An 11,733-nucleotide genomic window follows, 5' to 3' on the forward strand; every position below is an offset into this window, starting at 1 on the left:
TCATGGAAATTAACATAAAGTACACACCAAACGCAAGACAGGGTGAATTCCATAAATGTTCCGCCGATGAAGCGGTTTATGGTGGTGCAAAAGGCGGAGGAAAATCTTGCGGCTTAGTTATGGAAGGGCTGGCGTACGGGTTAGAAAATGCTGGTGCCGAAATGTATCTTTTTAGAGAGACATACGACGATTTAGAGGCAAATATCATAAGAGAGTGGAAAGAGAAGGTCCCGAAAGAATTATACAAGTACAACGAGGGAAAACATACCGCAACGCTAAAAAACGGCACCGTTATGAAATTCCGGTATATTAGAAACTTTCAAGATGCAGAGGGATACCAAGGGCGCTCTATGGATTGGATCGGAGTTGACGAGCTAACAAAACATGAAAAACGCAGCATTCAGATACTTCTTTCTTGCTTACGTTCTCCGAAAGGATTTAAGCCAACATTCAGAGGCACGTGTAATCCGGGTGGAATTGGTCACACTTGGGTAAAAGAAGACTACATTGAGCCGACAGGATACGGAAAAAAGATTATAACTGATCCGGTAACGGGAAATAAACGTGCATTCATTCCGGCAAAAGTTTACGATAACGACATATTGATGAAAAATGATCCAAAATACGTCAGAAGACTAGAGAATCTACCGGAAGCGGAAAGAAAAGCATTCCTCGATGGCGATTGGGATATATTCACCGGCCAATACTTCGGAGAGTATAAACGAGATATTCATGTGGTCGAACCTTTTGTCATACCGAAACACTGGATAAAATACCGCTCCATAGATTATGGACTGGATATGCTGGCCTGCCTTTGGTTTGCAGTTGATCCACAAGAAAATGTTTATGTTTACAGAGAACTCCATGAACCGGATCACATTATTGCATCCGCTGCAAAAAGAATCAAACAATTAAACCTAAAGGATGAAATCAAATATACATATGCACCACCTGACTTGTGGGGAAGAAGACAAGACACAGGGTTAAGAGCGTCGGATACCTTTAATAAAAATGGGGTGCGTTTAACAAAGTCTAAAAATAATCGTGTGAATGGATGGTATGCGGTGAAAGACTGGATTAAAGTAATTGATTCTAAGGATGAAATTACAGGGGAAGAAATCAAGACTTCAAAGCTAAGAATATTTTCTAATTGCACTTATCTCATAAAGTATCTTCCGCAGATACAAAGAGACGAAAAGAACCCGAATGACTGTGCGTTACAACCTCATGAAGTAACACATATTAACGATGCGCTAAGGTATTTTTGCAGCATGAAGTTAAGATATCCAAACACAAAGAAAGAAAAGCCTTTATCCGAACAAAAACGAGACAAGATGATAAAGAGTCTCGGAGGGAAGCTCCCAAATAAATTATTTTAAGGAGGTAAAACAGTGATTATTATACTCATAATAACCAATTTAATCCTTTTGGCCACTATCGTAACGATGGTGGTTTTTTATTACCGAAAAATAAAAGTAAAACCCAAAGTCGACAAAGCGGCAGAGATTGAAAGAGAACGAAAAAGAAAAGCCATTGAAAATATTATGAACTACAACATAGACGTAGCAAGGAGGGCGAGACGTGAATAAGACCAAAGACTGGATAAAGTTAGAAAACGGTAAAAAATTCAATAACAGCTTAAATCCAAGCTACTACGAAACAATAGACCTAAACATTGCCTTTGAACAGGGCGACCAATGGCGCGGAATTGAAACGAACGGACTTCCTACACCGGTTCTGAATTTCATTAAAAGAGCCATTCAAATGTTTGTTGCTTCAATCACATCGAGTAAAATCAGCTTACAGTATACTCCTTTAACATATCGAGAGGGCACAGAAGACGAATCTGAGATAGCAAATAAAGAAGCAAAGGACCTGGTAACTGCAGAGGTTGCAAATATCTTTGAAAAAGTCAAAATGGATAACCGTATCCGGGATGCAATCAAAGACGGAGCAATCACAGGAGATTATGCTGGGCATTGGTACTTTGATACAACGAGAAAGCCGTATGGTGGAACTTTGGGAGATGCGGAAGGAGAAATATGTTTTGAGCTGGTAGACGGCTCAAATGTTTATTTTGGAAACCCAAACAACCCAAGCACAGACACTAGAGTACAGCCATATATCCAAGTAACTGGAAGAGCGATGGTTGAACATCTAAAAAGAGAAGCTGAGTTCCACAAGCAAAATGCAGAGGAAGTAACGTCAGATAGCGACACTTATTATGTAGCCGGAGATAACGGAAAAATAGAAATTAAAGGAGACGACTTCGGAAAAGCGAGTTATGTAATCACGTATACATACGACCATAAAACACAGACGATAAAAGCTAGTAAATCCACAGAAACAGCGATTATTTATGAAAACGAAGAAACTGGACTCACCTATTACCCTATATCGTGGGGGAATTGGGAAAAGCAAAAGAATTGCTATCATGGCAACTCGCTTTGTTCGGGGATAATCCCGAACCAAATCCTCATTAATCGAATGCTATTCCTTATCGTTTTGCATCAAATGAACAATGCTTTTCAAAAGCCGATTTATAACGCTGAAAAAATTACAGAGTGGACAAATGACGTGGGTTCTGCTATCGCAGTACAAGGTTTGGAATCTGGCGAAAAAGTAAGAGACTTTGCAGCTTATCTGCAAGCTGGAGATATTTCCGCAGCTATTGTACGTGTATTTGAAATGACAATACAATACACGAAAGAAGTACTAGGAATTAATGACGCAATGTCCGGGAATATCAATCCTGAAACAGCAAGCGGAAGATCTATCGCTATAACGGTACAACAATCCAACATTCCGTTAGATAATCCAAAGTCTAACCTTTACGAGTGGATGGAGGATAATGGAAAGATTATTATGGATATGATCGCAACCTACTACGGAACACGTAAAATTGTTGTGGACGGTGCGCTTGTGGAATACGACTTTTCGCAGCTTAAGAATATGTGGCTCAATACCAAGTGCGATGTAGGACCATCAACTTATTGGAGTGAGATTGCACAGGTTGAAATGTTAGACAACCTTCTTTCTATGCGTGATCCTTTGTTTGATTTAATCACTTATTTAGAAGCACTTCCTGAGTCCTACCAAAACAAAGAGTTAATCAAGACGTTAAAAGAGAAACAAAAAGAACTAGATGATATGCAAAAGCTGAAAAAACCTGATTATGAGCAAATGGCACAGTTTGTTGAGTCTCTGCCGAAAGAAGTACAAATACAGCTTGAAGAGCTCAGAAACAGTGATCCACAAGCTTATGAAACACAAATCATGGAAATGATGGGAGGAATGGAAAATGGAACACCTATGCCCGAAATGTAACGCGGAATTGCAAATTGCAAACAATCAGTTAAAAAGTGAACGTGACTCAGAGGATGTATATTGTGAGCTAACAATGGTCTGCCCGAATCCAAACTGTGAAAATTACGCAGGACCAGACAGAAACAATCCGAAGACGGTTGTGAAAACCATTAGAAATAAAGTTAATTAAGGAGGAAACGATATGAAACAATTAAAACATGATCTTTTAACAAGTAAGTACACGGAGGTGCGCCATGAAGAAGATTTTAAATTCAATGCACCACACAGATTCAAGGTATTGAGTCGAAAGAGTCTAGCGGAAGGAGAAGAAGCGCCGGTATTAGCTGATATTCATTTCCAAGAAGGACCTATCAAAGAGAATGGAGTAAACGGCGTCTGCAACGAAGATTTGATTGCAATGGTTATCTGCCGCTTGGAGCATTTTCAGAAGTCGGAATATGCTTGTCGGGATAATGCAATCGCCATTACAAAACTTGAAGAGGCTCTGCTTTGGTTAAGAAAAAGAACTATCGGCAGAGAAAACAGAAATGTGGAAGGAACTAGTGAGGTGTAATAGTTATGATTTGCGACGACTGTACCAAAAAAGATGTATGCAGGCTAAAAGAACAATGCAACATTTTAGAAAGAGACATACAGCATAGTGAAATTGAAGATTCGATAATTTTACAAGTTAAATGCAAGCATAGAGAAGTGGCAATGCAAGGGATATCAAAAAGACCACCACATACATTATTTGGTAAGCCAATGTGTGAATCCACCATAAATGAACCTATTGGGTGGGGAAAGGAGAAAGAATGACTAAAAAAGAAATCTTCCTACAAGAATTTGATAAAGACCATAACGATGTTGTGGTAGAAGTTACAGTTCCAAACTGTCCAAGAACAGAGTTAATCATAAACCCAAAAGAGAATTTCAAAGGCAAGAAAGAATACTACGATAAGGCGTACAATGACGACTTAGAGTTGAAGTCTTTCGATCAAATCAAAATTGTAAGTTACCGTTTTCGTTAATCAAGCACTCGATAGAGTGTTTTTTTAATGCCCAAACCACAGGGCGGAAAGGACAAAAACATGATATTTCACAAATTAAAGACACCATACTTTAGTGAATTGGACAGCGGAGGCGGAGACGACTTTGAATTAGATTTTTCAGAGGAATCCGTAGAAGAGCCAGAAGGAGCAGAAGTCATAGAAACCGAAGAGGATACCAAACCAAAGGGAGACGTGACGGATCCGGAACCATATAAACTCAAAGTTAAATACAACCATGAAGATATGGAGCTGGGAGAAGAAGAAGCGATTCCATTAATCCAAAAAGGCATGAATTACGATAAGGCCATTGAAAGAGCAGCGCAAGAAGCAAAGCAACAGGCGATTGACGAATACATAGCCGCGCAAGGTTATGAATGGAACGGCAATCCTATCACAACGGAATCCCAGTATCAGCAGGCCTTATATGAGCAGGAACTAGCGTCGAAAGGCGTAGATCCTACTGAGATTCAGAGATTAGTTGGAGAACATCCTGACGTAAGAAGGGCAATGGAAATTGCGGAAGCAGCAGAGCAAGAAGAACTCTCCACCAAAGAGTACAAAGAGTTTATTTCTGAGTATCCGGACGTAAGGCCGGAAGACATTCCGAAAGAAGTATTTGAATACCAAGCACAAACCGGAAAGCCTCTTCTTGATTGCATGCGGTATAACGAGCTTCGGATTCTAAAAGAACAAAACAAAACGTTAAAACAAAATAAAGAGAACTCAAAAAGGGCGCCAGTTGGTTCGGTAACTACTTTCGGTAGCGACGATCCAAACTACGACCCTTTTTTAGATGGGTTCAATTCCATTTAGGAGGTAAAAACATATGGCAATTAATTTAGCTCAAAAATACTCAAAAAAGGTTGTTGAAAGATACAGTCTAAAATCACGTACAGACGTTGGCCTTAATAAAGACTACGACTGGGCAGGAGTTAAAACAGTAACCGTTTACTCTGTTCCGACCGTGGCGCTTGGCGATTACGAAAGAACAGGAACGTCACGTTATGGAACCCCGACGGAGCTACAAGACACCAAACAGGATTTAACACTGACAAAAGATCGTTCCGTGTCAATTACGATTGATAAAGGAAACGACAGCGAGCAAATGGGCATCAAAGAAGTGGGCAAGGTAGTAGCGAGACAAACAGACGAAGTATTCCGCCCGGAATTGGATGCATACCGTATTGCTACATGGTGCGCAACGCTTAATACAACCGGAACACCGGTGGCCTTATCAAAGGACAACATTTACACTAAGTTCCTTACGGCACAGGAATATCTTGACGAGAACAAAATTCCTATTGACGGTAGACTTTGCTATTTAACACCTGCATCATACAACTTTTTCAAGCTTGATCCGAACTTTGTAAAAGCCAGTGATATGGCGCAAGACATGTTAAAGAAGGGGCAACTTGGAGAAGTGGACGGCACTGCAATGATGAAACTTCCGACAACATACTTCCCGGCAAACGTAGGGTTCTTGTTAATCCATCCGTCCTGCTCATGTTCACCTTTAAAGCTCGAAGAGTTAAAGGTACATACGAACCCACCAGGAATTAACGGGAAATTAATTGAAATGCGTTATATCTACGATTGCTTCGTTTTCGATAGCAAAAAAGATGCAATTTGTAAGCACATGAACGCTTAAGGAGGAACTATGATATTCGTACATAAAGAAACAAAAGCCAAGTTTGAGACGGATAACAAAAATTTAGTGTCCATGCTCGAACGAGAAGGCTATGAACTTGCAGGAGAAGAAAAAGAAGAAAAGGCAGAATTGCTTGAAAGAGCAAAAGCTTTGGGAATCAAAGCAACGAACTCCATGAAAATGGAAACGTTACTGAAAAAAATAGAAGAAGCGGAAGCGGAAGAAAAAGAAGAAAAGGCGGAAAACGCCGAATAATGCTTTTCACCATAAGGCAGCGGTTACGAGTGTAGCTTGCTGCCTTTATTTTGCTTAGAAAGGAGTAACTATGTATACAGGAAAAGAAGTTTTTGACATTGCGGTATCCATCATTGATGAATTAAGCGACAGCGGTACGGTTAACCCGTCACAAGTTGCGGAATATCAAAACCGAGCTCCTTTTTTACTGGATATGTGGCAAAGAGAAATCGGGCGATTAGAAAACAAAACTGATTTAATTAAAATTACATCGTTAGATCAGGGATTGCCAATCAGTGATGTGAACTGCCCTTCAGGAGCGTATTATCTAGCACATCATTTCGCATTAGCCGACCAAAATGATAGCCTTGCAAGTGTCTGTGTTTCAAAATACAGAGAATTAAAACGAACCGCTTCGAAACCTTCGCTCAATGTAAAAATAACAGATGTATATGGTGGACTGGTATGAGCAATTTAAATCTACTTACAATAGACACCTTCCTCGGTGTTAATAAGTCAGATACAGAGACCTTGCTAAAACCGGGTGAAGCAAGCTACATGTCGAACTGGATGATAACAGACGACTTGAAGCTTAAGAAAATGTTTGGATATGAACAATTATTTAACGGATTAGCCAAAAAGATAAATGGCATGTGGTACGGACTCATTCAAGGGATTCCGCATCTAGTATTTACTTGTGGTGGACTTGTGTACGAGCACAATCTTACTACACATGAAAATATAAACATCGGAACGATAGCAGATGCATTCCCGACTAATTTCTTCGTATCAAACAATACTCTTTATATCCTAGATGGTAACGAGTACCGTCAATGGACCGGAACCGGAAACATTACAACAGTAAAAGGATATGTTCCGACCGTCTTTACAGCAGCACCGCCGACTGGAGGAGGAACAATCCTTGAAAGCATAAACTATCTGACAGGACAAAAAAGCATGAAATTTAGTTCTGACGGGGTATCGACTGTTTATCAGCTTCCGGAATATAACATTGAAAGCGTGGACTCTGTAGTGGTAAATGGCATAGAACAGACCAAAGACACGCATTATACGGTGGATTTAATCTTGGGGACTATAACGTTTGTCACAAAGCCGATTTTAGGGGTAAATAACGTGGTTCCGACATGGACAAAAACCAACCAGCAAGACCGCCAATCAATCACAAAGAATAATTACTACGGCGGCATCTATTATTCGCGTATTTGGCTCTTCGGAAATCCGGATCATAAAAATACGCGCTATCCTTCAGGGATAACAATGTCAGGTAGCAGTGACCCGACCTACTTTCCGAAGTTCTCGGACTCCAATGTAGGAGAACATGAAATAACAGACATGTGCATCCAGTACAACAAACAGCTTATTTTTACTCATGGAGATGCAAACGGAGCCAGTGGCTGGTATTCAGAGCAGGAAACAACGACAGATCCTTATACCGGTATTGTCACAACTTTGTTTCCGATATTCCCAATGAATTCTCGAATTGGAAACGCTGCAAAAGGACAAACGCGAATTATAATGAATAACCCATTTACCGTGTATAAAGGCGTGTATCAGTGGGTATCTACTTATGTTTTAAACGAAAAGAATGTAGAATGGGTATCAAAGAAAATCCAACCGGACTTAGATGAAGTTGATTTAACAAAAGCGATTACTTTCGACTGGGATGATAGAGGCGTATATATACTTGCAGTAGATAAGCGGGTATGGATGTATAACTATCGTGTAGATGCATGGTACGCTTTGGATTTGCCGGATACACCGACTTGTTTCACAATCGTTGAAAAAGATTTATATTTCGGCACAACGAATGGAGAAATAATGAAGTTTAATGAAAGCCTAGGAACTTATAACGGAAAACCGATTGAAGCACAGTGGGAAATGGGATTCTATAACTTCGGAGCTGAGTGGTTAAGAAAATTCATAGGACGAATGTTTGTCGCGATAAAACCTTTAGCGCAAACACACATCGACTTATCCTATGAGACGGACAAGTCAAACCAGTCCGAAGTCTATACGGCGAAATATTCATTAAGCAACTTTGCGACGTGGAATTTTGCGACGTTTTCCTTTGCAACGAATTACTCCCCGCAGCCCTTTAAATTCAAGATAAGGGCGAAAAAAATAGACTACTTCAAATTAAAGATAACAAATAACGGTACGGATTCTGCAACCGTGCTATCAATCACAATCCCGTCAAGAATCGGCGGAGAAGTGAAGAATAGGAGGTAAATATGGCACTCACACAATGCCCGGTAAAAACAACAATTATAGGGGAACTAGCCACAGAAGCCGACCAAAGAGGATTAACAGAACAAGAATTCAAAGATAAATTTGACGAGTTCGGAAAAACATTTGTAGAGTGGTTTAACCAAGTCCATTTAAAAGACGTTGAAAATATACCGTGCAATCCGAACTTGTTGAATAATGCATATTTCGAACTGAAAGATGCCATTGTAAATCAAAAAGGTACACCAAGCGGATGGAAAGCTTCGACATCTATGTATTTTATAGATAGATGGAAAAGTTACATAAACATAACCCTCAATACCACATACACATTCGAAACGAATGGATTGGGCATACAAGTATCGGATGGATATGGAGGGATTGCGCAATTATTAGAATTCGCTCCAAATGAAGGAATGTACACTTTTTCGGCCATAATTGATGGAATTGTGCACTCGTTAACGTTCGACGCAAATACATGGAATGCCCAAATAGGAACAAATATAGAACTTGCAGTGCTTACTTATTATGATAAGAAAACGGTTAGAATTCTTTTTTACGATACTGTTAAGCACATTATACAAAGGGTAAAACTCGAAAAAGGCACAGTCTCAACAATACTAAATGACCCGCCACAAGACTTCGGTGATACATTGCGAAAGTGTCAGAGGTTTCAATATCGCTTAACATCTAAAGGTACAGCATTTCCGTGTATTGGATTTTCGACTGAGCAAAATGCATATCTTTTTGCTTTTGGATTACCGACGGAATTAAGAATAAACCCTACTGTAACGTGGTCTAACGTTACAGTTAGAACTTCAAGTGCAATTTTAACACCTACGGATGTAACTTTTTATACCATGGTTGGTAATATAGTAAATATTAAAGTTAGTGTTGCAAGTGCTAATATAGGTGATGTTGGTATATTACGTATTCCTGTTGATGGATTTATTAATTTAGATGCAAACCTATAAAGGAGTAAGTATGAAAGAAATAATAGAAGCCTTAAAAGCAAAGTGTAAGGAAATGTATGAATCGGACAAATGTAACGAATGCCCTTGTTTTTACGATGGTGATTGTGTCTTTAAAGACTGTTATATGGAACCATATAGATGGGACGAAGAATAAAACACCTTGCACCTGCATAAAATATAGGTTACCATGATAACGAGGTGATAAAGATGAAAAAATTACTATTAGGGGTAATCTTAACCATTACATTAACCACAACTGTATACGGAGCATCGTATATTTTCAATGATGCAAACTCCACCCTGTATGTTAACGGATCAAAAGTAAATTGCAATCCTGTAACATACAACAACACAACCTACCTACCACTTAGAACTGTAGCAGAAACACTAGGCGCAGAAGTAGGATATAACAATACAACAAAGCAAATTGACATAAATACCGTTAATACTCAGAAACTGGCCGAAAGTTGCGTAATGCTCTTTTCTGAAAAAGGAACAGAAGGGCATCAAGGAAGCGGTGTATATATTGATTACGGAAAGATTCTTAGCTGTGACCACGTAACCAATGGAAACACAAAACATTTTACATCGGATAAGCTAGACTTAACATTAGATAAAAGCAATTCGACATTAGATGCTAGCATATTAGACTCTCCAAATAAAGATATTAAGCCGGTGAAAATAGGAGATTCCGACGAAGTAAAAGTCGGTGATAAAGTAATCCTCATAACTTCGCCAAAAGGAGAGAAAAACAAAATAACGTATGCAAATGTATTAGAACGTTATCCGAATGGAGAAAAAGAAATATTGCTTTGGGGAAAAATTGATAACGGTTCCAGTGGGGGTGCTTGTTTTAATATGCAAGGTGAATTAGTAGGAATTCTTGCTAATGGATTAGACGGTAGTGATTTATGTGCAATGATTCCAATTAACGATATCAGAAAAGAACTATAATAGAATAAATCAGAAAGGAACACGAAAACGTGTTCCTTTTTTAGTGCAAGGAGGTATAACATGTCCTTATTTTCAAAAATAAAAGATACGGCAAAAAAAATAGCCAGTGGTTTAAGCAAAGTGTCTTCGGGTGGGTCTTCAAGCAAAAGTTCTTCATCCGGCAAACCAAGCTCAAACAGCAGACCATCAAGCAATGCTCCTTCCGCTGGGATTTACAGCGGAAATATTGCTCAAAACATGAATAACTATTTAAACAGTGGGGGGAGCACGTCTGATGCTGCCTACCAAAAGATGCTTTCCGATCGCCGCGATAAAATCTTAGCAACGGATTGGGCAGCAAAAATAAATGCATCCAAAAGTGAGGCAGAAAAGAAATGGCTAACAGATGTCCGAAATGAAAAGCTTGCAATAAAAGCCGGGAAAGGCGATGATTATACCTCGCAAGTAATAGGAGGGCAAATCTATCAAGCACCACAACCAAGGTATGATGAACCGATAGAACCGGATTATCAAGAACAGTTAGATAAGCTTGCAGAGGCAAGAGAAAAAAGCGCAATTTCAGCGCTGACGACAGCAAGAAACAACGCTTTAGCAGGACTAAAAGAACGGCAAGCATCCATTGAGCCTTACTATTATCGGAAACGAAACCAAGCGGCGGCTAGAAGCGATGTAGGGGCGATGAACTTCGCTCAGTATATGGGAGCGAGAGGTGTGAGTGGGAACGCCGCTGCAATGCCGGAAATCTATCGTAACGCAAGCCTGCAAAATGATCTTGGCGCGTTAGACAGGCAGCAAGCGGCAGATATGGCAGGAATCGGAAGAGACCGCTCAAACATTGAAACGAATTACCAATCTGACGTAGCAGGTGCGAGCGCAGAAGCGGAAGCGCAAAGAATGCAAAACTATATTGAACAGATGAACGCAGAGCGAGCCTATAAAGCGCAGCAAGACGCAATTCGAAAAGAAGAGTTCACAAATACGATCGGGGCATATTCTGACGATTACGCAGCCGAAATCAATCGTTTGAAATCGCAAGGTTACTCCGATGATAGTTATGAGATCAGAGCCTTAACAGCTGCAAGAAAAAATAAACTTGCAGAACAGCAAGCGGCAGCAGAGGCGGCAAGGCAGCAAGACTTTGAAAACGCTCTAAAAAAAGCAAAGAGCGATTATGAAACCAGTAAACCTTATTATAAACCTTCGACATCGAAACCAATTAGTTACTCTGCTAATCAATCGAATGTAATTAAGCTATTAGAAGCCGGACTGATTGACGAAGCGGAAGCAAAACGTAGGTTGGGAATGTAAAGGAGTGCCT

16 protein-coding genes are annotated in these 11,733 nt (G+C 39.8%); all 16 read left to right on the forward strand.

Annotated features, from left to right (window positions below; all coding sequences use genetic code 11):
- Nucleotides 1–2: 2 nt before the first annotated feature.
- The 16 genes from I2490_RS14110 (at nucleotide 3) to I2490_RS14185 (ending at nucleotide 11,723) form a co-directional block, all read left to right on the forward strand.
- Nucleotides 3–1,379 carry a terminase large subunit domain-containing protein gene (locus I2490_RS14110; RefSeq protein ID WP_206460414.1) on the forward strand — a complete coding sequence of 459 codons (1,377 nt, stop codon included), beginning with the start codon at nucleotides 3–5 and terminating at the stop codon, nucleotides 1,377–1,379.
- 12 nt (nucleotides 1,380–1,391) lie between these two features.
- Entirely contained in the window at nucleotides 1,392–1,589 is a 198-nt protein-coding gene (locus I2490_RS14115) for a hypothetical protein (protein WP_206460415.1), read from the forward strand.
- Nucleotides 1,582–3,327: a portal protein gene (locus I2490_RS14120; protein ID WP_206460416.1), complete on the forward strand. Its 1,746-nt coding sequence runs from the start codon at nucleotides 1,582–1,584 to the stop codon at nucleotides 3,325–3,327. The genes I2490_RS14115 and I2490_RS14120 overlap by 8 nt, the downstream gene beginning before the upstream one ends.
- Complete coding sequence (locus I2490_RS14125) at nucleotides 3,302–3,496, forward strand: hypothetical protein (RefSeq protein ID WP_206460417.1); 195 nt, start codon at nucleotides 3,302–3,304, stop codon at nucleotides 3,494–3,496. The genes I2490_RS14120 and I2490_RS14125 overlap by 26 nt, the downstream gene beginning before the upstream one ends.
- 12 nt (nucleotides 3,497–3,508) lie before the next feature.
- Nucleotides 3,509–3,880 (forward strand): ABC transporter ATPase, encoded by a 372-nt coding sequence (locus I2490_RS14130; RefSeq protein ID WP_206460418.1) that lies wholly within the window; start codon nucleotides 3,509–3,511, stop codon nucleotides 3,878–3,880.
- A 5-nt stretch (nucleotides 3,881–3,885) separates the two neighbouring features.
- The gene (locus tag I2490_RS14135) at nucleotides 3,886–4,125 is read left to right on the forward strand and encodes a hypothetical protein (protein ID WP_206460419.1); all 240 of its coding nucleotides are present in this window, start codon (nucleotides 3,886–3,888) and stop codon (nucleotides 4,123–4,125) included.
- Nucleotides 4,122–4,337, forward strand: a complete 216-nt coding sequence (locus tag I2490_RS14140; RefSeq protein ID WP_206460420.1) for a hypothetical protein — start codon at nucleotides 4,122–4,124, stop codon at nucleotides 4,335–4,337. The genes I2490_RS14135 and I2490_RS14140 overlap by 4 nt, the downstream gene beginning before the upstream one ends.
- Before the next feature lie 27 nt (nucleotides 4,338–4,364).
- Nucleotides 4,365–5,171 carry a hypothetical protein gene (locus I2490_RS14145; protein WP_206460421.1) on the forward strand — a complete coding sequence of 269 codons (807 nt, stop codon included), beginning with the start codon at nucleotides 4,365–4,367 and terminating at the stop codon, nucleotides 5,169–5,171.
- 13 nt (nucleotides 5,172–5,184) lie between these two features.
- Nucleotides 5,185–6,006, forward strand: a complete 822-nt coding sequence (locus tag I2490_RS14150) for a N4-gp56 family major capsid protein (RefSeq protein WP_206460422.1) — start codon at nucleotides 5,185–5,187, stop codon at nucleotides 6,004–6,006.
- Between the two features lie 9 nt (nucleotides 6,007–6,015).
- Nucleotides 6,016–6,261 carry a hypothetical protein gene (locus tag I2490_RS14155; protein WP_206460423.1) on the forward strand — a complete coding sequence of 82 codons (246 nt, stop codon included), beginning with the start codon at nucleotides 6,016–6,018 and terminating at the stop codon, nucleotides 6,259–6,261.
- A gap of 70 nt (nucleotides 6,262–6,331) precedes the next feature.
- Nucleotides 6,332–6,709, forward strand: a complete 378-nt coding sequence (locus I2490_RS14160) for a hypothetical protein (protein ID WP_206460424.1) — start codon at nucleotides 6,332–6,334, stop codon at nucleotides 6,707–6,709.
- Nucleotides 6,706–8,490, forward strand: a complete 1,785-nt coding sequence (locus I2490_RS14165; protein WP_206460425.1) for a hypothetical protein — start codon at nucleotides 6,706–6,708, stop codon at nucleotides 8,488–8,490. The genes I2490_RS14160 and I2490_RS14165 overlap by 4 nt, the downstream gene beginning before the upstream one ends.
- A gap of 2 nt (nucleotides 8,491–8,492) precedes the next feature.
- The gene (locus tag I2490_RS14170; protein ID WP_206460426.1) at nucleotides 8,493–9,461 is read left to right on the forward strand and encodes a hypothetical protein; all 969 of its coding nucleotides are present in this window, start codon (nucleotides 8,493–8,495) and stop codon (nucleotides 9,459–9,461) included.
- A gap of 10 nt (nucleotides 9,462–9,471) precedes the next feature.
- On the forward strand, nucleotides 9,472–9,615 hold the full coding sequence (locus I2490_RS14175; RefSeq protein WP_206460427.1) for a hypothetical protein: 144 nt from the start codon (nucleotides 9,472–9,474) through the stop codon (nucleotides 9,613–9,615).
- Nucleotides 9,616–9,668: 53 nt separating this feature from the next.
- Nucleotides 9,669–10,415: a trypsin-like peptidase domain-containing protein gene (locus I2490_RS14180; protein WP_206460428.1), complete on the forward strand. Its 747-nt coding sequence runs from the start codon at nucleotides 9,669–9,671 to the stop codon at nucleotides 10,413–10,415.
- A gap of 60 nt (nucleotides 10,416–10,475) precedes the next feature.
- Entirely contained in the window at nucleotides 10,476–11,723 is a 1,248-nt protein-coding gene (locus tag I2490_RS14185; protein ID WP_206460429.1) for a hypothetical protein, read from the forward strand.
- Nucleotides 11,724–11,733 lie beyond the last annotated feature (10 nt).

The sequence above is a fragment of the Anaerovorax sp. IOR16 genome (assembly GCF_017168145.1).
Taxonomy (GTDB): Bacteria; Bacillota; Clostridia; order Peptostreptococcales; family Anaerovoracaceae; genus IOR16.

Bases quoted from the DNA above. Each gene is read 5' to 3' on its own strand.
- I2490_RS14150 (WP_206460422.1), top strand. From the start codon at position 5,185: ATGGCAATTAATTTAGCTCAAAAATACTCAAAAAAGGTTGTTGAAAGA.
- I2490_RS14110 (WP_206460414.1), top strand. From the start codon at position 3: ATGGAAATTAACATAAAGTACACACCAAACGCAAGACAGGGTGAATTC.
- I2490_RS14140 (WP_206460420.1), top strand. From the start codon at position 4,122: ATGACTAAAAAAGAAATCTTCCTACAAGAATTTGATAAAGACCATAAC.
- I2490_RS14165 (WP_206460425.1), top strand. From the start codon at position 6,706: ATGAGCAATTTAAATCTACTTACAATAGACACCTTCCTCGGTGTTAAT.
- I2490_RS14170 (WP_206460426.1), top strand. From the start codon at position 8,493: ATGGCACTCACACAATGCCCGGTAAAAACAACAATTATAGGGGAACTA.
- I2490_RS14145 (WP_206460421.1), top strand. From the start codon at position 4,365: ATGCCCAAACCACAGGGCGGAAAGGACAAAAACATGATATTTCACAAA.
- I2490_RS14125 (WP_206460417.1), top strand. From the start codon at position 3,302: ATGGAACACCTATGCCCGAAATGTAACGCGGAATTGCAAATTGCAAAC.
- I2490_RS14155 (WP_206460423.1), top strand. From the start codon at position 6,016: ATGATATTCGTACATAAAGAAACAAAAGCCAAGTTTGAGACGGATAAC.
- I2490_RS14175 (WP_206460427.1), top strand. From the start codon at position 9,472: ATGAAAGAAATAATAGAAGCCTTAAAAGCAAAGTGTAAGGAAATGTAT.
- I2490_RS14130 (WP_206460418.1), top strand. From the start codon at position 3,509: ATGAAACAATTAAAACATGATCTTTTAACAAGTAAGTACACGGAGGTG.
- I2490_RS14185 (WP_206460429.1), top strand. From the start codon at position 10,476: ATGTCCTTATTTTCAAAAATAAAAGATACGGCAAAAAAAATAGCCAGT.
- I2490_RS14160 (WP_206460424.1), top strand. From the start codon at position 6,332: ATGTATACAGGAAAAGAAGTTTTTGACATTGCGGTATCCATCATTGAT.
- I2490_RS14180 (WP_206460428.1), top strand. From the start codon at position 9,669: ATGAAAAAATTACTATTAGGGGTAATCTTAACCATTACATTAACCACA.
- I2490_RS14135 (WP_206460419.1), top strand. From the start codon at position 3,886: ATGATTTGCGACGACTGTACCAAAAAAGATGTATGCAGGCTAAAAGAA.